Annotated in this window: 19 protein-coding genes and 1 pseudogene; 10 read left to right on the top strand and 10 right to left on the bottom strand. The window is 66.0% G+C overall.

What is annotated here, in order from left to right; all coding sequences use genetic code 11:
- Positions 1 to 90: 90 nt before the first annotated feature.
- The 4 genes from ACIO52_RS22065 to ACIO52_RS22050 all read left to right on the top strand — a co-directional run bounded on the left by ACIO52_RS22065 (position 91) and on the right by ACIO52_RS22050 (position 4,872).
- Positions 91 to 1,878, top strand: a complete 1,788-nt coding sequence (locus ACIO52_RS22065; RefSeq protein ID WP_402646346.1) for a hypothetical protein — start codon at positions 91 to 93, stop codon at positions 1,876 to 1,878.
- Between the two features lie 81 nt (positions 1,879 to 1,959).
- Positions 1,960 to 2,253 (top strand): hypothetical protein, encoded by a 294-nt coding sequence (locus tag ACIO52_RS22060; protein WP_402646343.1) that lies wholly within the window; start codon positions 1,960 to 1,962, stop codon positions 2,251 to 2,253.
- A gap of 1,273 nt (positions 2,254 to 3,526) precedes the next feature.
- Positions 3,527 to 4,183, top strand: a complete 657-nt coding sequence (locus ACIO52_RS22055) for a nitroreductase family protein (RefSeq protein WP_218718980.1) — start codon at positions 3,527 to 3,529, stop codon at positions 4,181 to 4,183.
- 485 nt (positions 4,184 to 4,668) lie between these two features.
- Positions 4,669 to 4,872, top strand: coding sequence for a hypothetical protein (locus tag ACIO52_RS22050; protein ID WP_402646340.1), 204 nt, complete (start codon positions 4,669 to 4,671; stop codon positions 4,870 to 4,872).
- Between the two features lie 85 nt (positions 4,873 to 4,957).
- Here the strand turns inward: ACIO52_RS22050 and ACIO52_RS22045 are convergent, their stop codons facing one another.
- Positions 4,958 to 5,782 carry a helix-turn-helix domain-containing protein gene (locus tag ACIO52_RS22045; protein ID WP_402646337.1) on the bottom strand — a complete coding sequence of 275 codons (825 nt, stop codon included), beginning with the start codon at positions 5,780 to 5,782 and terminating at the stop codon, positions 4,958 to 4,960.
- A gap of 78 nt (positions 5,783 to 5,860) precedes the next feature.
- Here ACIO52_RS22045 and ACIO52_RS22040 point away from each other — a divergent pair, with 78 nt between their 5' ends.
- Positions 5,861 to 6,679 carry an alpha/beta hydrolase gene (locus ACIO52_RS22040; RefSeq protein WP_342800371.1) on the top strand — a complete coding sequence of 273 codons (819 nt, stop codon included), beginning with the start codon at positions 5,861 to 5,863 and terminating at the stop codon, positions 6,677 to 6,679.
- 57 nt (positions 6,680 to 6,736) lie between these two features.
- On the opposite strand, the gene ACIO52_RS22035 is transcribed toward ACIO52_RS22040, so the two are convergent.
- On the bottom strand, positions 6,737 to 7,066 hold the full coding sequence (locus ACIO52_RS22035) for a transposase family protein (protein WP_402646334.1): 330 nt from the start codon (positions 7,064 to 7,066) through the stop codon (positions 6,737 to 6,739).
- A gap of 133 nt (positions 7,067 to 7,199) precedes the next feature.
- Here ACIO52_RS22035 and ACIO52_RS22030 point away from each other — a divergent pair, with 133 nt between their 5' ends.
- Positions 7,200 to 7,961 (top strand): hypothetical protein, encoded by a 762-nt coding sequence (locus tag ACIO52_RS22030; RefSeq protein ID WP_402646331.1) that lies wholly within the window; start codon positions 7,200 to 7,202, stop codon positions 7,959 to 7,961.
- A gap of 621 nt (positions 7,962 to 8,582) precedes the next feature.
- On the opposite strand, the gene ACIO52_RS22025 is transcribed toward ACIO52_RS22030, so the two are convergent.
- Positions 8,583 to 9,152 (bottom strand): AAA family ATPase, encoded by a 570-nt coding sequence (locus tag ACIO52_RS22025; RefSeq protein WP_316574417.1) that lies wholly within the window; start codon positions 9,150 to 9,152, stop codon positions 8,583 to 8,585.
- Between the two features lie 324 nt (positions 9,153 to 9,476).
- Between ACIO52_RS22025 and ACIO52_RS22020 the strand changes: the two genes are divergently transcribed.
- Entirely contained in the window at positions 9,477 to 9,716 is a 240-nt protein-coding gene (locus ACIO52_RS22020) for a hypothetical protein (RefSeq protein ID WP_402646328.1), read from the top strand.
- Between the two features lie 25 nt (positions 9,717 to 9,741).
- Here the strand turns inward: ACIO52_RS22020 and ACIO52_RS22015 are convergent, their stop codons facing one another.
- From ACIO52_RS22015 to ACIO52_RS22000, 4 genes are all read right to left on the bottom strand, one after another.
- Positions 9,742 to 10,227, bottom strand: coding sequence for an SRPBCC family protein (locus tag ACIO52_RS22015; RefSeq protein ID WP_218718985.1), 486 nt, complete (start codon positions 10,225 to 10,227; stop codon positions 9,742 to 9,744).
- A complete protein-coding gene (locus tag ACIO52_RS22010) occupies positions 10,224 to 10,559 on the bottom strand; it encodes a helix-turn-helix transcriptional regulator (RefSeq protein WP_218718986.1) in 336 nt (111 codons plus the stop codon). Before ACIO52_RS22010 ends, ACIO52_RS22015 begins: the two co-directional genes overlap by 4 nt.
- Before the next feature lie 103 nt (positions 10,560 to 10,662).
- A complete protein-coding gene (locus ACIO52_RS22005; RefSeq protein ID WP_218718987.1) occupies positions 10,663 to 11,946 on the bottom strand; it encodes an MFS transporter in 1,284 nt (427 codons plus the stop codon).
- Positions 11,943 to 13,310, bottom strand: a complete 1,368-nt coding sequence (locus tag ACIO52_RS22000) for a rhodanese-like domain-containing protein (RefSeq protein ID WP_402646325.1) — start codon at positions 13,308 to 13,310, stop codon at positions 11,943 to 11,945. The genes ACIO52_RS22005 and ACIO52_RS22000 overlap by 4 nt, the downstream gene beginning before the upstream one ends.
- Before the next feature lie 161 nt (positions 13,311 to 13,471).
- On the opposite strand from ACIO52_RS22000, the gene ACIO52_RS21995 reads away from it, so the two are divergent.
- Positions 13,472 to 14,143: a metalloregulator ArsR/SmtB family transcription factor gene (locus ACIO52_RS21995; RefSeq protein WP_308248517.1), complete on the top strand. Its 672-nt coding sequence runs from the start codon at positions 13,472 to 13,474 to the stop codon at positions 14,141 to 14,143.
- Here ACIO52_RS21995 and ACIO52_RS21990 read toward each other — a convergent pair.
- Together ACIO52_RS21990 and ACIO52_RS21985 are read right to left on the bottom strand one after the other, a co-directional pair.
- Complete coding sequence (locus ACIO52_RS21990) at positions 14,052 to 14,510, bottom strand: spore germination protein GerW family protein (RefSeq protein ID WP_402646598.1); 459 nt, start codon at positions 14,508 to 14,510, stop codon at positions 14,052 to 14,054. The two genes, ACIO52_RS21995 and ACIO52_RS21990, sit on opposite strands and share 92 nt — an antisense overlap.
- Before the next feature lie 74 nt (positions 14,511 to 14,584).
- On the bottom strand, positions 14,585 to 14,920 hold the full coding sequence (locus tag ACIO52_RS21985) for a class I SAM-dependent methyltransferase (protein ID WP_402646323.1): 336 nt from the start codon (positions 14,918 to 14,920) through the stop codon (positions 14,585 to 14,587).
- Here ACIO52_RS21985 and ACIO52_RS21980 point away from each other — a divergent pair.
- A pseudogene (locus tag ACIO52_RS21980) lies at positions 14,885 to 15,699 on the top strand (transposase); the annotation flags it as partial. The gene ACIO52_RS21985 and the pseudogene ACIO52_RS21980 sit on opposite strands and share 36 nt — an antisense overlap.
- Before the next feature lie 318 nt (positions 15,700 to 16,017).
- On the opposite strand, the gene ACIO52_RS21975 reads toward ACIO52_RS21980, so the two are convergent.
- The gene (locus ACIO52_RS21975) at positions 16,018 to 16,299 is read right to left on the bottom strand and encodes a carboxymuconolactone decarboxylase family protein (protein WP_402646596.1); all 282 of its coding nucleotides are present in this window, start codon (positions 16,297 to 16,299) and stop codon (positions 16,018 to 16,020) included.
- 233 nt (positions 16,300 to 16,532) lie between these two features.
- Here ACIO52_RS21975 and ACIO52_RS21970 point away from each other — a divergent pair, with 233 nt between their 5' ends.
- The gene (locus ACIO52_RS21970; RefSeq protein WP_402646320.1) at positions 16,533 to 16,988 is read left to right on the top strand and encodes an OsmC family protein; all 456 of its coding nucleotides are present in this window, start codon (positions 16,533 to 16,535) and stop codon (positions 16,986 to 16,988) included.
- Positions 16,989 to 17,426 lie beyond the last annotated feature (438 nt).

Genomic DNA, 17,426 nt, shown 5'->3' with positions numbered 1-17,426 from the left:
ACGGACAGTTGACAGCGCTCATCGTGTCGGAGGCTCGTGGTTTGCTGGTGGTCGCTGACCGGAATGGCGTGAGAGGAACCGGATACACCTATGGCGCGCGTCGAGTGGACCCTGTTGTCTGGTGAACAGGTCGAAACGGTTGCTTCGATGCTGCTTTGCAGCGAGGTTCCCACAGCGCAGAGGCTTCGCCCTGGGCAAGGCGACGGCGGCATCGACATGTTCGTTCCAGGCCCTGAGGGGGTCCTGCGGTCTCGCACCGTCTACCAGGTGAAGAACTTCGCGACGAATCTGACGAACGGACAGAAGCGGCAGATCAAGCGATCGTTTACCCGAGTTCTTCGGACCAGCGAAGCCGAGGGGTGGTCGATCGACGAGTGGCATCTGGTTTGCCCGCTGCTGCCTACGCCCGCCAACCTGGCATGGTTCGCCGAGTTCACCGCGGATGCCGGATTCCCGTGCCGCTGGATGGATCTGGACCGGCTCAATCTGCTTGCCAGCTCGTATCCGAACGTTGTCGATTGGTATCTGCATGACGGCAGGCAGCGGCTGTCAGACGCGGTCGATTCGCTCGCGGCGATCTTGGCTGGTCGACAGAATCGCCAGCCCGGTGCGCCGCTGACGCCTTTCGATGTGCGATCGGATCTGGTGGGGATCTATCAGGCGATCAACGCGCACGATCCGCACTACCGGTATGCCGTTGAGGTCAGCCACCGGGCGCCATCGCACGAGTCTGCTGGCGATCGCGGGCTGACGGCGGTGTCGGCGGTGATGGTCGACGGTGATGTCTGGGTGATCACCAAGATCTACGCGCGAACGTGGGCCGCTCTCGAAGAGCGCCCGATCCCGATCAATCTCCGGCTGACAGCTCCAGCGGACCAGCCCGGATTGTGCGAGGACCTACAGCGGTTCATCGACTACGGGGCACCGTTGACGATGCCGCGCGGAGCCGCGAGCGGATCTTTCGATCTCCCCGCCGGGCTTGGCGGAGAGTTCCGAAATGGTGCCGTACGCATCGTGCCGATCACGATCGATGAGGCCGCTGTCACCACCGACCGAGGTCTCATGCTCTCGCTGCTGGATGCCGACACCGACAGCGTGCTGGCCGAGTTGAAGGTTCAGCGCACTGAACGCTCAGAAGGAGTCGTTGGCGTCCGCACGGTGTGGCGCGACTCCTCTGGGCTCGTTTCAGTGGAGACCGCGGGGCGGCGGGCCGACGACGGTGACGGTCTCAGCGTTGGAGTCGACATCTCGATGGCCATCGAGATAGCTGGCCGACCTCCCGAAGACATCGTCGATGCGCTGCGATTCATCTCCGCCCTGCACCACCCCAATCGCGTCGCACTCTCGAATGTCTATGGGCCGCGCGCCTTCGACACCACAACCACGATGACCGGCGACCCCGATCCCGAACTGCAAGCGATGGCCCGATCCGCGGCGGCCCTTGTCACCGTCCAAGAGCACGTACATCAACGCCTACTGATGCCTGCCCAGCTCACCCGCGAGCAAGCGAGAGACCTTATCCAGGCTGCCAACCTGCTGAGCGGGCAACTCGTTCATTGCACTTGGGACCAACTCCCGATCGCCCTCGACGAGCCGTCCACCTTCGCCGTCGACGACGAGTTCGACTTCTGCCTGATCCGCGATGTCGAGATCGAACTCGACACCGAGACCATCACCGTCGGCCGATCCGCATGCTTCATGCGCGGCCGGATCGTCGAAGCCGACGACGACCACATCAAGGTCACACCGACCCATCCACGCGCGGTTCTCGCACGGTACGTGGGGGAAGATTTCGACGGACACGTCCGCTACCGGATTATCCAGACCGATCAACCGATAGAGGCAGCCGCTCTTGGGCAGCCTGCGATGATCCGCTAGTTCAGGTCGCGTATCGACTGCGGCCTCACCGGTTTCGAACCGAAGCCGGGACCAGACACACGACAATCGGAAGGAACTTTCATGGCCTGGAATTCCGCAGGCGACACCGTGTTCGGGCCGATCGCCGAGATTCTGCTCGACAGCGAACCATCGCCCGAATTCATCACCCCTATCCTGACCGTCGTCATTCGCGAACTCTTCCGAAACGACTGGGGCTATGACGGTGCGCTCAGCTCCCTCTCCGAGTTCGCGAAGTACCCCGCGGTCGTCGCGGCCTTCAGAGCCAATGACGTCCCCGATCCAGAAGACCCTGAGTACGCGGTCATCGTCGCCGACCTCGAACGTGCTGCAACACCGACAGAAGTAGAGGGCTGAGGGTTGTCGGCTTCCGATCGATCTCGAAGTGGAAGTCCCTCTTCGGGAATTCGACCACTCCAGGGGCCTACCGTTCGCGAGCTGTCGGACGATCCACGCCCGCATCCGTTTCCTGAATTCGGCATGCGTCGATGTGTACATGCTGCACGCATGGTGCGCCCTCCATCAGACATGGCCGGGGCGGGCGGCGTCGTTGGTTCGGTGGCGCGCGCAAACCCGTTGCCGTTCAACACGATTCTTTCTGCGATGGCGGTGACGGTGAGGATACGCATCTTGCGTGGTGGGCCCTAGCTACGCCATGCGTTACCGTTCAGTGCCCGGGGTGAGCTCGGTCGACCCAGTGCGTACGCCCGTTCCTACCACCGCGGCAGCCCAGGACGACGACCGTCTTCGCAGATGGTTCCAGGTCGCCGGCATTGACGCTCGCGTGCCACTCGTGGGTTCTGCTTCGAGGCTTGAGTCCACAACTGGAATGTATGCGATCTGCATACATCTACGCTCATGCGCGCGTCACCAACCTCCAGCCCCGCAACAGCTAGCAGTCGAGCAACCCGAACGTGCCGGCAACGCGGCGGCGACTATGCGGTTGCTTGAACGAAGGGGCCCGACGAGCGAGTTCGGGTTCGAGCGAGGGGTGTTCGGCGTTTCGTGGTATCGCGCGCTTGTCAAGCCGGACACTTGCCTCTCGGTAGGCTGGATGCGTGGAAGCCCACACGTTCACGACCGAGAAGCTCGGACCGCACCAGTATGTCGTGAGCTGTTCCTGTGGCCGGTCCTCGACTGGGCATACCCGCGGTAAGGCCGAAGCGAAGGCCGCCGCCCATGCCCTGGGGTTGAACCGTGCGCTGTGCCCTCATCCGGAGAAGAAGGCCTACCCGACTCGGCAGGCTGTACTGAAGGGCAAGGCCCGCACCTGGAAGATATCGCCCGATGGTGATCCACGACTTCGATGAGAAGGGCATCGACGCGCTGGAACCAAAATGGAAAGGGGCAGGCCAGCGAAGACGGACCCGACCACGCGTGAGGCGGATCTGTCAGATCGCTCGGTTCTGGGCAACTCGCCCGGGTACCACACTGCCAGTTGTGTCCGAGGGCGGACGGTTGATCGATGCCGCCGTCGATGCGGCGTTGCCCGGTGCGGCCCCTGACGGCCAGGATGACCGACTCGATCGGCGATGATGAGGCCCGTGAACGGATCGCCGCATTCGTGATAACCGCGCCGCCGACCAAATGACGCTGCGATCCCCAGACCGACTGCATGATTGGAGAGGCCATGACCGTCGAATTCCCGCATCTCGACCTGTCTGCCGACGAGGTACTGACCACGACCAGGTCAGTGCGCAAACGGCTCGACCTGGAACGGCCGGTGCCGCTGGAGGTGATCACCGACGCTTTGGAGGTGGCGCTGCAGGCGCCGTCGGGCAGCAACATGCAGGGCTGGCATTGGATCGTGCTGACCGATCCCGAGCCCAAGAAGATCGTCGCGGAGTACTACCGCAAGTCCTACACCGCCTACGCCGCGGCGGGTGCGGCAGCACGGGCAGCGAAGCCGCCCAAGGATCTCGAGACCGCGGAGAAGGTGGCCTCGAGTGCGACCTATCTGGCGGAGGTGATGGAGCAGGTGCCGGTGCTGGTCATCGGTGCGATCCACGTGCCGGGTGGGCAGCTGCCGGAGGGTAACCAGGCCGGTCTGTGGGGCTCGCTGCTTCCCGCTGCCTGGAGCCTCGCGCTCGCGCTGCGCGAACGGGGCCTCGGATCAGCGTGGACGTCACTGCATCTGGAGTACGAACGGGAGGTTGCCGAGGCACTGGGAATTCCCGGGAGTGTCCGGCAGGGCGTGCTGTTGCCTGTCGCGTACACGAAGGGCACCGATTTCAAGCTCGCCAAACGCGCCCCGCTCGAGACCGTGCTCCACGTCAACAAGTGGTAATGCGTCTCGACAGGCCGATTCGCGACCGTATCGACCAGGGCTGGCGATCGAGAAGTTCTACGTACGTTTCTGCCTGCCTGTGTAGTGCGTCCCAGCTCGTCTGACGTGCCGGAGGGCTTGCGAGTAGCCGGTGTAATAGCAACCCCCGCCGGGCGGCGACCGGCATGTGAGCCGGGAGCCGCCCGCGGCATTGCGTTGCACGATCTGCACTACACGGGGCCTGCAGGCGATGACCATGCTGACTGTCGACACCGATCCTTCGCGCGAGCGAACTACCCGAGCCCTTTGTGCCGCTTCCGCGGCCACGAGAACCGACCAGGTCGGCTTTCACGGAGGGAGTACATCAGTGCGATCGTGATGGTCGAGGTCGCCATGCGGCGATCCTCGGCTCGGCCATTGCATGTCCGCAATTCTTCCGGCGCACATCATGTCCCGCGTGTGGTTGCCGAATTCGCCCGCAGTTCCAGGGGTGCGAGAATTGAGCGATGGATGACTACACCACTCACAAGGAGCGCGCCGAGGCGCTGCTCAGTGGCCTTGCCGCCGGCGACGCGGTGAGCGGCGCGGAGCGGCGGAACGTGATCGCTCAGGCACAGGCGCATGCTGCCCTCGCGCAGGCGGAAGCCCAGTGGGCGACCGCGGAGGCCATGCGCGCGCTCGGGACGTTGCTGGCGCGAAGCGCGGTCTGACCGACGCGGGCCGCACGCCAGGCTGGCGGGCCGAGGCGGTCTCGTGCCCGTCGGGCCGGCGGTTGTTGTACGGTCGGCTGCGGGATCAGCTCGTCGGCCACGCAGTTTCGTCGATCGCGAGCCACGGTGCGCCGGCGACGCGGGGCGGGGTCATATCGGCGATCGCCTTGGTGCGATGGTGAAGGTGGGATTGGTCGGTATAGCCTGCCTCGACCGCGGCATCTGCGGGCGAGCGACCTGCCGCCAGCAGGTGGGCGGCATGGTCGAAGCGGACGAGTTCGGACATCCGCTTGGGCGAGACTCCGATCCGGTTCCGGAAGTGGGACCAGAGTCGCTGGCGGGTCCAGCCGGTCTCGGTGGCGATTGTCTCGATGCGCAGCTGCCCTCTGCTCCGGACGGTCTGGTCCCAGGCGTAGACGAATTCGGGTGCTACCGCGAATTCGCCGGGCGCCCGGCTTCGAAGGAAGGCGCGTGTGAGGGCGAAACGGTCGTCCCACGACGGTGTCGAACGGAGCCGCTCGGTCAAGATGGTGGCGCTGCTGCCCCACAGTTGCGGCAACGATGTCACGGTACCGCCGATCATCTCGGTGTCTCGGAGAATCGCTGCGGCGGCGACGGGGGACAGGCGGATCTGCAAGACTTCGCCGGCCCCCGCGCTGGTCATTCGTAAGGCGCCGGCACGGAGTCCGATGACCGCGCTCCCCTCGACCGGACCTCCGGGGCTGGTGTAGGCGACTCCGTGCTCGGTGAGATCCAGCAGGATCGTGACCGAGGGATGCGGGATCATCGTGAGGTCCACGGGGCCGATGTCGTAGTAACGGAAACCCGCCATCCGGACTCCTGGAGTCGGGCGACCGGCCGGGACAGCGACCTCGACCCGGCTCCAGTCCAGTAGGCCAGTTGCGCTCATGCATCCCAGGCTAGCCGGATCGGGACAACGTGACATTCGTACAAGACGGTGCGACGAGCCCGCGACGAAGCTGTCGGCATGAACGAATCGAGCCCCACCCGGACACGCAATGAAACGACAGTCCACGGGTTGCACGTTGTCATCGACGGAGACCCGGCGGCACCGCCCTTGTTGCTCATCCACGGTTCGGGCGCAACCGGTTCGACGTGGTCGCCGGTGGTGCCAATGCTCACCACGGCGTATCGGGTGATCACGATCGACCTTCCGGGATGCGGCCGATCGGAGCCGGCGTCCACGTATGCCGTTCCACAGCAGGCGGATCGGACGGCGGCAGTGTTGGACGAGCTCGGGTTCCGGAATCTGAAGGTGGTCGGTCACTCCAGCGGGGGATACGTCGCTACCGCCCTCGTGGAGCGTCGCCCGGACCTGGTCGGCGAGCTGGTCCTGGTCAGCACAGGGCCGAGCCTCACAGCGCTCTTGCCCGAGCCGGCGATCATCAAGGCGCTCGCCTCGCCACCTTTCGGCCCGCTCGTGTGGGCGATTCGTACCGATTCGATGATCCGCCGCGGACTGGCAGCGACTGCGGCGGCCCCGATCACGGTGCCCGACACCGCTGTAGCCGATCTGCGAAGGACGACCTATCGAACGTTCCGCGCGATTCTCGCCGCCAACATGGACTACATCGCCGCGGGGACTGTGCCCGAGCGCCTCATCGCCACCCGGAAGCCCCTCCTCGTGATCTTCGGGGATTCCGACCCCCGGTGGGACCCGGCCTCGGCACACCAGTACGAGGCGGTGCCGGGTGCCGAGCTCCGATACCTTCGCGGAGTCGGGCATATGGCGATGCTCGAGGACAGCGATGCCCTCGCCCGCGCGATACTCGACTACACGCTCTAGAGGGCCTAAGGGTTTTCCCGTAAGTCCGGAATAGTCGCGTCGGTGTGCTCGTTTGCGTTAGTGGGTGTGGCGAGCTTGGCCAGAGTGTCCGTCGCCGCGTAGGCGGTAGTCCCGCAGGATCTTCCAGGTCTTCATCCGGGCGAAGACGTGTTCGACACGGGCACGGACTCTGCGGTGGGACTTGTTGTCGGCCTGTTTCCACTCCGACAGCTCGGCACCGGGTGCCCGGCGGTGCGCAGGCCCTGGTAACCGCCGTCGGCGATCACCACCACGTTGCGGCACGCTCCCACGGCCTACCCGCAACGGCCGATCAGCGCCGTCACACCGCAACCGGGTGATCAGATGAGCGAACGTGCGTGGCCGCAGCCCGGAGAACAATTCCACCATCACCGGATCAGCCGCCGATCACCATCGTTGGCACGATACCTGCTGCTGCTCAACGGCTTACGGGACAACCCTTAGGCATGCGGTTACGTGGATATACCGTTGTTTCGCCACTCTGCATTGATAGCTTCGGAGGATGGTCAGATCCTCGCGTGCCCTTCTCTGGCAGCCCGCAGCCTTCCCGCTTTCGGCACAGCAGGTCAAGGACGCGTACGCCCGCGTCAGGGCATCACTCATCGATGACGCACTGTTCATCCAGGACGCAGCCCGGTATGGCGTCACGGTCGACGAGCTCGACCAGCGAATGCAGCAGCCGCCCGCCCGGCTGGACAGCGGAACGTCGTGGGACTGGCTCGACGGTCCGGAGCACTATCGATGGGCTGTGTTGCGGGTTCTGGTAGAGGCGTATCCGTCAGCCGACCGGCACGAACTCGCAGGACCTGTCCTGGTGCAGGGGAACGCGGTCCATGTTGTCGCAGGCGACGTTCAGGTCGATGGGGACCTCGTACTGGAGGAAGGGGCAGTGCTGTTCGTCCTGGGCGGACTGTCGGTGAGTGGGGCGCTGGTGTGCAGGCCGTGCTACTCCGTGGTCGCCGCGAGGGAGATCGAGTGTGCCGATGGTGCCACCGGAGGCGAGGTCTTGGCGCTGGGCGGCATCCGGTGTCCGGGCACCTTCTTTTTCGGTCACAACGATTACTCCGCACGTGCAGCGTCGTACGACGGCGACGTCCTCGTCGACTTCGAGCGCTACAACGCGTTCGGCCGTGTCGCCGTCCGGGAGCGGGTAACCGACTGGGACTTCCCAGCCGCGGCCCGCGTCCTGGGGCTCCCCGACGACGAGGACGATTTGCTGGACGCGTACGCAGAAAAGCTGCTGAGCGGACAAAGTACGGCATAGCTGGATGCGCACGGATCGGCAGCCACCAACCGCGGCCATCTGGGAGAAGGAGTCCTGAGCGACCGGCGAAGGGGGTATAGACGATGATCTGTCCGAGACGCGAGGCGCCGATTCCCCAAACGTTCGGTGAAAGACTGCCCAGGATCGGGGCGAGGTAGAGTCCGCCGAATATGGTTCCTTCCAGCAGAGCGCCGGATGATCGAAACGCCAGTGCGTCCGGGTCGTCCATCGAATCCTGGACGATCTCGGCCACGGTGTTGTGCTCGAGCCGCAGGAAGATTCGCGGGAGCTTCGACCACCGGTAGGCGCTGTCTGAGACTCGAATGTCGTGGACCGAGTGACTCGGGAACAACGGCTCGTGCGTGCCGTCCGGACGTACATCTGCAACGGAACCTGAATCTTCACTGCCTCCCCATTTCTCCACGCTCGGCGAGCAGCCCACCCGACGACGACACGACACTGTGCCAGGCCAGGCCGCCTTCATTGCGACCGATCCTGCACTGTCGCAGCGAATCTAGATCAGCTTCCGATGTTGGCCGCCGGCCTGTGCATCGTCTCGCCGGGATCGACCTGTGTCGGTTTTCCAGGGACGCGCGGCGGGGCAAGCCGGTGGCTGTCGGATCAGTTGCCTGGCGGCGCGATGATGAAGCCGACGATGGCATCCAGACCCGGCTGGTATCCCTCGGTGGTGTCGACCGTCATCTGCGCGACGTCCAAATTCACCGCGACGAAAGAGTCGGCGGTGCGGGTTCCGGTGGCGATCTCGGCGAGGATGTCGGCGTCGTTGTGTGCGCGTCGGTGAACATCGCGGTTGGCGCGATGGGCGATGCGGTCGCGACGGACATGCTGTGGCGAGGTGCAGTGGATGATGCGGACCTGCGCGAGCGCTGTAAGCGGTATGAGGTTGGGGCGCCAGAGTTTGTCCTGGAACGCCGCTTCGGCGACGACGGTGACGCCTGCGCGAGCGAGTACGGTGAGGGTGTCGAAGAAGGCGTGCAGGGCGGGGATGTCGAGGTCTCCGTAACCTGTGTCGCGCGGACCGGTGGCGGCGACCATGCCCTGCTTGATCTCGTCGCGGATGATCGCCGGAACGCCGATCTTGTCGGCCAGGGCGTGGGCGAGCGTGGATTTCCCCGATCCCGGGGGACCGGAAACGACGGCGAGCGTGGGCGCCCCAGGTGACATGGCCATGGTGCACTCTCGCATGTCAGGCCTTGGCAGCGGTCTGTCGTCCCCGGTGGTCGGCTTGGTGAGTCGGAAGTCGATGAACCGGGCGAGGAGTGGGTTCCGTACTGGGCGGGGTGAGTGCAGGCCATCTCGGCGCGATCGGCAGTGTCGGGATGATCGCCGCAGCGGTGGCCGACAATCCGGCTTTGTTGTTCGTCGCGTTGTTCGTCTACGGCGCGGGCACAGCCACCAATTCGCAGGCCCGGTATGCCGGAGCGGATCTGGCCGCCGCGCACCATGGTCGGGCGGTGTCGACGGTGCTGGTCGCGACCATCTTGGTGCTCTCCTGTGTACATGCTCGCCCACGGTCACGGCACAGCGGCTGCGGGCATGGTGATCGCGGTCCATGTCGGTGCGATGTATCCGCCCTCGCCGCTGACCGGGTGGCTCGTTGACCGTTTTGGTCGGCTGCCGGTCGCGGGCGCGTCCGGGATCGCGTTGCTCGCCGCCGGGTTGCTGGCCGCGCTCGCGCCCTGGGATTCGGTGGTGTTGCCGGCGGCGGCGTTGGCCGGGGGTCGAAACCCCTGATTTGGTCAGGAGTTTCGGACGAGTGTCAGGACGGTGATTGCGCGGTATCGGCGAACAGTTCGAGCAGGGTGCTCCAGCCGCCGCCGCGTTCGACGATGGTGTCCTGGATGGCTTTGCCGTCGACGAGCCGGTCGAGGTGGCGGTGTTCGAGGGTGACGGTGGTCTGCTCCGGCCCGTCGGCGGTGAAGCGGACCTCGATCTCGCTGGCCCGCGCAGGGTCGGGGTCGTATTCCCAGCGGCCGTTGATCTGCCAGGTCACCACGAGCCGGTGCGGTGGCTCCCACGCCAGTACCCGGCCCCAGTCGCATTCGGTGCCGTCGACACCGCGTTCGTACCAGCGTCCGCCCTCGCCGGGTTCGAGGATCGCGTCGGCCATCTCGGACGTGCCGATGTGATAGGCCGCAGGCCACCAGCGGCCGAAGGATTCGGTGAAGAAGGCGAACGCGCGTTCCGGTGTCATCGCGACGGTGGCTGTGCCTTCCAGGACGTTCAGTTGTCCGGTGCTGGTCATGGTCGATTCTCCTGTTCGGGGTCGGTCGCCGTCTGCTCGGCGGCCTTCTGAAAAGCGGTCAACGCCTCGTCCCAGATGTTCTGAAAATAGGCCTGGATCGCGGCGAGGCCTGCGGGATTGATGCGGTAGATGCGCTTGGTGCCCTCCGGCGTCGCCACGACGAGACCGCCTTCCTTCAGGACACGCAGATGCTGCGACACCGCTTGGCGGGTGACTGGTAGCGACTCGGCCAGTTCGCCCACCGACGACGGTCGCCGGGCGAGTCGTTCGAAGATCGCCTTGCGGGTCGGATCGCCGAGAATCGCGAGATCCACATCTTTGAAAGCCTTCACTTGCGTAAGTGTGCGCTTTCAAAAGTGGACGCGCAAGACCTGGGATACGGCGCTGCCCTCGGTCGCCTGATGGCGCGAACGAGGGCAGCGGTACCGGTAGGTGTCAGGAGGGTTGTCGATGGGCCGGGGGATGGGTTTCATACATGCGGACCCCGACGATCAGCGCGGTGGCGGCGCTGATGGCGGCGGCGGCCCAGACGGCGGCGTGCAGGCCGAGCAGGTCGGCGACGATGCCGCCCAGGATCGCGCCGACCGCGTAGCCGAGGTCGCGCCAGACCCGGTACACCCCGACCGCGCGCCCCCGCCACAGCGGATGCGCGACATCGCCGATCACCGCCAGCAGTGTCGGGTAGACCATCGCGGTTCCGGCGCCGAGCAAGACGGCGCCGAGAGCCCATCCTGTGAACCCGTCGCTGGTGGCGATGATCGCCAGCGCGGCGGCTTGCAGGGTCATGCCGCCGGTGATGAGGTGCTTGCGGCCCCACCGGTCCGACAGCGCTCCGGTGAGGAGTTGTCCGGCGCCCCACACCCCGGGGTAGAGAGCGAACAACAGCCCGATCTGGCCCACGGACAAGTCCGCGGTGGCGAACAGTAGTGGGAACAGTCCCCACGACAACCCGAAGTTGAGATTGTTGACCAGTCCGGCGTGGCTGGCCGAGGACAGCGCGGGTTCGGTCACGCTGGTCGCGATCGCGATCTGGCGGTCGGTCAGGTCGGCGTGGAGGTGGTCGTGCAGGCCGTCGGCTCGCGGAGTGTGCGCGGCGGCTTCCAGGCGGGCGTAGTCGCGGGTTTCGCGGATGAAGAAGCCCGAGATGGCCAGGGCCAGTGCGGTGTAGGCCAGGCCGAGCAGGAACGGGGCAGGGCGTAACCCGAAGTGTTCGGCGAGATATCCGGCGAGCAGGGAGCTGATCGCGACCGCACCGTATCCGGCGGCTTCGTTGAGGCCCATCGCCAGTCCGCGCCGGCTCGGGCCGACGAGGTCGATCTTCATGACGACGGTGGTGGACCAGGTGAGGCCCTGGTTGATGCCGAGGAGCACGTTCGCGGCCACGACCCACCCCCAGCTGGGGGCGGTGATGAGCATCAGCGGCACCGGGATCGCGAACAGCCAGCCGATCAGCAGAACGGGTTTGCGGCCGTAGCGGTCGGAGAAGGTGCCCGCGAAGTAGTTCGCGATCGCTTTGGTGATCCCGAACGCGGCGACGTAGGTGAAGATGAAGGTGTAACCGGTGAGCCCGAATTCGGACTCCGCCAGCAGCGGCAGCACGGTCTGCTGCTGGCCGACCATGCCACCGACGAGCGCGTTGACCGCGACCAGCAGCGTGAACTGGGCGGCGTTCTCCCGCAGGCCGAGAACAGGGGTCCGCACGCTCGGGCGCAGGCTCATGCTCCGGCCGCCAGATCCTGGCCGAGTGCGGCGGCGTAGTCGGCGGGTGAGCCTTCCAGGATGCGGATGTCGGTGCGGCCACTGCGTTCCAGGATGCTGGCTGCGGTCATGGCCCGTTCGCCGTGCCCACACATCACCGCCAGCGGCCCGGCCGGAACATCGACCAGATGGGCAGCGAGAGTGCCGAGTTCGAGGTTTCGGGCGGCAGGCACGTGGCCGGCGAGGTACTCGCCGCGCTGGCGGATATCGAGCACGGTCGGAGCGGGGTGTGCGGCGAGCTGGTCGGCGCCGACCAGCTGCGCCTTCTCGACCGGACCGCTCCAGGCGCTCATCCCGTCGGCGAGTTCACCGGCAAGGGTGTCGAATCCGACTTTGGCCGCCTCCCAAGCGATGTCGATGCTGTCCTGCGCGCGGTCGCGGACGATGATCACGGGCCGGTCGGGGTCGGCGAGCCAGCCCAGCCAGGTCGCGAACACCGGCCGCAGGGTAATCGACAGTGCTCCCGGGATGTGGCCTGCGGCGAAATCGGCGGCCGGGCGGGCGTCGACGATCTGCGCGCCGTCGGCGATCAGTTCGCTGACCTGGTCGCTGGTCAGCGGGGTCAGGGTGGGGGAGTCGGCGAGGACGGCGGGGCCTTGGTGGTTGATTTCGCCGAGGCGCAGGAAGTAGTCGGGGAAGGTTCCGAGCGAGGCGAGCAGGGCCTCGACGAAGGCGTCCTCGCCGTCGACCTGCAACAGCGGATTGGTCGCACGCTCGCGGCCGATGGTGGTGGTGCGGTCGGTGCCGGTGGCTGCCGAGCAGAACGAGCCTGCGCCGTGGGTGGGCCAGACCTGGGTGTCGTCGGGCAGTTCCATCAATCGCTGCAGCGAGTGGTACTGCGCTCGGGCGAGGGGGACGGTTTGCTCAGGGCTGACCAGGTCGGTGCGCCCGGCGGTGCCGACCATCAGCGAGCCACCGGTGAACACACCCTGCAACTGTTGATCCGCATCGCGCAGCAGGTAGGACAGGTGCTCGGGCGAGTGCCCCGGTGTCGCAAGCGCTTCGAGGACGAACGCGCCGACGGCGACGGTCTCGCCGTCGGCGAGCGCGGTCACGGCGAACCCGCGAGCCCCGACTTCCGGGGCGATGACGATGGCACCCTCGGTCTCGGCGAGTTCCCGTACGCCCGAGATGAAGTCCGCGTGCAGATGGGTCTCCACGGCATAGGCGATTTGCAGGCCGTGACGGCGAGCTTCGGCCCGCACCCGCCGCACGTCGCGTTCCGGGTCGATGACCAGAGCGCGCCCGTCGCCGAGGTCGAGCAGATAGGTCGAGTTGCCCAGTCCTTCATCGATGACAGGGATCAGGGTGAAGTCGGTGGGCATCGCGCACTCCTCGGTCGCTGCTCGTCTCCGTGCTGATATTCCAATCAACCATGGAATATAATAGAGACTATTCCATGGTTTCATGGAAGACAACTCTCGGTGGCAATCGGTACGGCCGCGATGCAGGCACGTACCATATTCCACAGATGATTGGAGGAACCGTGAGTGTTGATCGCACCGCCGCGAAGGCGGCGCTGTACGAGTCGTTCGCTGCCAGCGGTAAGGCTCTGGGCAGCGGCAAACGACTCGAACTGCTCGATCTGCTGGCCCAGGGGGAGCGCAGTGTCGAATCGCTCGCCGCCGCTGCCGGGCTGAACCTCACGACCGCGTCGGCGCACTTGCAGACTCTCAAGCAGGCCGGATTCGTCGCGACCCGCCGTGAAGGGGTGCGCATCCACTACCGCCTCGCCGGTGAGGACGTGGCGCAACTGTTCGCGTTGCTGCGCAAGGTCGCCGAAGCTCACCAGCCTGCTGTGGCACCGGCCCGCGAGAGCTACCTAGGTCCCGCGGACAGCCCGGAGATGACCCGCGAGGAACTGCTGGCCCGCGCCGAATCCGGAGACATCATCGTCCTGGACGTGCGCCCCGCGCCGGAATATCAGGCAGGCCACATCCCCGCTGCGGTCAACATCCCCGTCGACCAGCTGGCCGACCGCATCGCCGAGCTCCCCGGCGACACCGACATCGTCGTCTACTGCCGCGGCGAGTACTGCGTACTGGCCCACGATGCCGTGCGCCTGCTCACCGACCATGGTCGCCGAGCGATCCGCCTCCACGACGGAATGCTCGAATGGCGCCTGGCCGAACTCCCCCTCGCCTTCGCATCCGCCTGACGGGCGCACGGCCCGGCATCGACACGGGCCCGCAGCGGCGTCGCGTCCTGCGCAGTCGAAGGGCTGCGCGAAACAACCTCGGGGCGCCCAATCCGGCGGCGATCGCGGCTAGCGGGACCACGACATCGACCCACGGGTCGCGAATCGGACGATAGCGAGCGACGCCGTCGCGCATTTCGATGAAGCCCAACGGCCGCACGTCCATCCCGCCGCCTTCAGCGACCTTGTCGGCACCGGATTCGCGCCCGAGACCTCCGCCGAAGCCGAACCCTGCCCGCGCGACCGGTATCACCGTGACCGCGTCGACGGTGACCGGCGCACCGAAAACCGTTGCCGCGTGCGCGTTTTCTCCCAGTCTGTCGAGCATTCGTTCCAGCAGTTGGACCGACATTTCGGCGGCGCCAGATACTCCGGGCGAGGCTTCGGGCATCACGGGGCCGGTCACGACGGACGCCGATCGCGCAACACGGCGGTGCCGAGGACGTGTTCGGCCGCCGGCAACGGAAAACTGGTGTCGGGGAACCGGACTCGCTCGCATTCGGTGACAGTGAAGCGTGCGTCGGCGAGGGCGCGCAGGGTGTCGCGGCCGGTGTGGCAGCCGCCGTTGAGCGGGGGCCAGATCGTGGCATCGAGGACGTGCTGCGCTCGCCGCATCCGCGCCGACTCGGATCGGACGTGCTCGAAGAACCGCAGCGTCCCGCCCGGCTCGAGGACTCGGGCGATCTCGCTCAGGGCGGCCGACTGGTCGGGCACCGAACACAGCACCAGACTGGTCATGCAGCGACCCGTGCGAAGGCCGTGCGGCTGGTTCTCGATCACCGTGAGGACTACGCCACCGAGCGGGCGGCGATCAAGGCCGTGTCGTCCCGGTGGGGGATGACCGCGGAGACGCCGCGGAAGTGGTTCCGCCAAACCGAGGTCGATGAGGGTTAGTCCGACGGCGTTTCGACGAACCCGACGAGCATGGTCGTCGCAAACCCGAATCGCTCTATGGCGCGGAAAAGATATGGGGCGGCCATCTGCGACGCGAAGGCATCCCGGTCGCCCGGAGCGCGGCGGAGCGGTTGATCCGTGTCGACGGATGGCGGGGTGTGTCGCGGCGCAAGGCAATTCGCACTACCGAGGCCGAACCGGGCGGGACGCGGGCGGCGGATCTGGTGGACCGGAATTTCCGGGTTCCGGCTCCGAATCTGCTGGTCGTCGCCGATTTCACCTACCTGCGATTGGTCAGCGGCGGGTTCGTCTACACCGCGTTCGTCGTCGACGCCTACGCCGGGCGGATCGCGGGCTGGGAATGCTCGCCCAGCAAACAGGCCGCGTTCGTGGAGTCGGCTATCCGGCAATCTGCCGCGCGGCGGGGGCGTCAGGGACGGCCGTGGACCGGGTCCACGATTCACCGCAGCGACGCCGGATCTCAATACGCGTCAGTGAAAGACATTGAGACACTGATTCGTTCGGGGATCCTCCCGTCGATCGGCTCGGTTGGGGACGCCTTCGGCAATCCGCTCGCCGAGACCACGATCGGGCTCTACAAGACCGAGGCGGTGCGTGGTGATTACTCATCGAGCCGTTCGAGAGCCAGACGCACGGCCTTCTCGCGAACCTCTGGTGAGTACACGCTTCGACATGAGACGAAACCATCTTCCTCAAAGACGGAAGCGGTCCCAAATCGGTTCAGTTCTTCTCATACCCGAAGATTTGACGTGGTTTTGGTCAACCTCCACAGAAACTCGACAATGTCGATTCTGATCGGGCTCCAGTGGGTCGGCGCCCGTGCCGGCAAGGTCGCCGTTCGGGTGTGGTGGGGCGATCGATCTGGCGTCCCCGATGGCGCTGCTGCTGATCACAGTCCTAGTCGGATGCGATTACACAGCTCAGCGTTGTCGGCGGGCGGCGGTTTCGAATTGTTCGAGGGCTTCGAACGCCTCGCAGCCATAGACGACCGCGGGGCCGCCGCCCATCATGATCGCCACGCCGATGGTTTCGACGACCTCGGCGTGGGTGGCGCCCGCGGCGATGGCGTCGTGGACGTGGTAGGCGATGCAGCCGTCGCAGTGCACGGCGATGCCGATTGACAGGGCCATCAATTCCTTTGTCGCACCGGTGAGCGCTCCCGCACCGATTGCGGCAGCGTGTAGTCCGCCGAAAGACCGCATGGTCGAGGGGATTTCGCGACCGAGTTGGTTCATGACCGCGCGCAGGTGGTCGTTGATCTCCGGATAGTCCTTGCTTGTCATCTCGGCTCCCTTCCACGTGGTGCGTGGCGTGTCTCGTCGTCGATGGGGTGATCGTATGGCCCTGTCCAGGTGCGGCGACACGGCCGAAGCGCCCCTGGACTGGTGACGTCGGACCCTGGCCGGTCTGCACGGCCGTGCGACAAGCTCGGGGCATGCAAAACGCCGATACCACGACGTCGTCGGCCGCGCCGACGATCTACACCGTCACTGCCGCCTCGATTGCCGGGGCCGGGCCCGCTCAGGTGCACACCGGCCAGGAAACTATCGATCTGGACGCCAGCTGGGGAAAGGCGCCGTCAGGGCTGCCGGGTCCGGCGCACCTGCTGGCTGCGGCACTGGCGGCTTGCCTCTTGAAGAACCTGGCGCGTGCGGAGGATCTGCTGTCGTTCAGCTACCAACGCGCCGAGGTACAAGTGACCGCCCGTCGTCAGGACGTCCCGCCGAAGTTCGCCGAGTTCACCTACCAGCTGCGACTGGTCACCGACGAGCCCCAACGACGTCTGGACCTGTTGCAGCGCAATCTGGCCGGGTACGGCACCGTGTACAACACCCTCGCGGCTACCTGCGAGGTCCACGGCTCCGTTGTCGCCGTACCGAGCGGCTCCTGACACCGTCGGAATCGATCAATCCAGCACGGTGGCAGTACGAAGCAGCCGGACAGCAGACCTGGTCGGGGTCCCGGCGTTCATCGGCGTCGCCGAATCAGGCACAAAGTCGCGATCGCATGAGCTGGGCAATCCCACCTTCGGCATTACGACACAGGTATCGCGCAACGACCAGCGCGGCCGCGGCTGGTGACTCGCCCAGGTCGTGGACGGTCGTGTTCGCAGTCGGACATACTCGCCCTCGGCCGGATGGCGTGGGCGATGCCCTCGTGGACGTCATCCGTACCGCGAGCCGTGGCTACATCGGCTCCATCGGCGGGAAGACGCCCCATTCGTGCATCAGCATCATCATGGCGTGCAGGATCTGATGGATCTGGTATCCGAGCATCGCGTGTTTCCTCCTCCGGTCGCGCGGAGTGCGCGACTCACCGTTCGACTGTG

It is taken from the genome of Nocardia sp. NPDC087230 (genome assembly GCF_044744725.1).
In the GTDB taxonomy this organism is placed as follows: Bacteria; Actinomycetota; Actinomycetes; order Mycobacteriales; family Mycobacteriaceae; genus Nocardia; species Nocardia canadensis.
The sequence above is the reverse complement of the archived record's forward strand: the minus strand, read 5'-3'. Positions and strand labels throughout refer to the sequence as shown.

What these genes read in the sequence shown, in the direction of transcription:
- ACIO52_RS22065 (WP_402646346.1), top strand. Translation starts at nt 91, where the DNA reads ATGGCGCGCGTCGAGTGGACCCTGTTGTCTGGTGAACAGGTCGAAACG.
- ACIO52_RS22060 (WP_402646343.1), top strand. Translation starts at nt 1,960, where the DNA reads ATGGCCTGGAATTCCGCAGGCGACACCGTGTTCGGGCCGATCGCCGAG.
- ACIO52_RS22055 (WP_218718980.1), top strand. Translation starts at nt 3,527, where the DNA reads ATGACCGTCGAATTCCCGCATCTCGACCTGTCTGCCGACGAGGTACTG.
- ACIO52_RS22050 (WP_402646340.1), top strand. Translation starts at nt 4,669, where the DNA reads ATGGATGACTACACCACTCACAAGGAGCGCGCCGAGGCGCTGCTCAGT.
- ACIO52_RS22045 (WP_402646337.1), bottom strand. Translation starts at nt 5,782, where the DNA reads ATGAGCGCAACTGGCCTACTGGACTGGAGCCGGGTCGAGGTCGCTGTC.
- ACIO52_RS22040 (WP_342800371.1), top strand. Translation starts at nt 5,861, where the DNA reads ATGAACGAATCGAGCCCCACCCGGACACGCAATGAAACGACAGTCCAC.
- ACIO52_RS22035 (WP_402646334.1), bottom strand. Translation starts at nt 7,066, where the DNA reads ATGGTGGAATTGTTCTCCGGGCTGCGGCCACGCACGTTCGCTCATCTG.
- ACIO52_RS22030 (WP_402646331.1), top strand. Translation starts at nt 7,200, where the DNA reads ATGGTCAGATCCTCGCGTGCCCTTCTCTGGCAGCCCGCAGCCTTCCCG.
- ACIO52_RS22025 (WP_316574417.1), bottom strand. Translation starts at nt 9,152, where the DNA reads ATGGCCATGTCACCTGGGGCGCCCACGCTCGCCGTCGTTTCCGGTCCC.
- ACIO52_RS22015 (WP_218718985.1), bottom strand. Translation starts at nt 10,227, where the DNA reads ATGACCAGCACCGGACAACTGAACGTCCTGGAAGGCACAGCCACCGTC.
- ACIO52_RS22005 (WP_218718987.1), bottom strand. Translation starts at nt 11,946, where the DNA reads ATGAGCCTGCGCCCGAGCGTGCGGACCCCTGTTCTCGGCCTGCGGGAG.
- ACIO52_RS22000 (WP_402646325.1), bottom strand. Translation starts at nt 13,310, where the DNA reads ATGCCCACCGACTTCACCCTGATCCCTGTCATCGATGAAGGACTGGGC.
- ACIO52_RS21990 (WP_402646598.1), bottom strand. Translation starts at nt 14,510, where the DNA reads ATGCTCGACAGACTGGGAGAAAACGCGCACGCGGCAACGGTTTTCGGT.
- ACIO52_RS21985 (WP_402646323.1), bottom strand. Translation starts at nt 14,920, where the DNA reads ATGACCAGTCTGGTGCTGTGTTCGGTGCCCGACCAGTCGGCCGCCCTG.
- ACIO52_RS21975 (WP_402646596.1), bottom strand. Translation starts at nt 16,299, where the DNA reads ATGCGGTCTTTCGGCGGACTACACGCTGCCGCAATCGGTGCGGGAGCG.
- ACIO52_RS21970 (WP_402646320.1), top strand. Translation starts at nt 16,533, where the DNA reads ATGCAAAACGCCGATACCACGACGTCGTCGGCCGCGCCGACGATCTAC.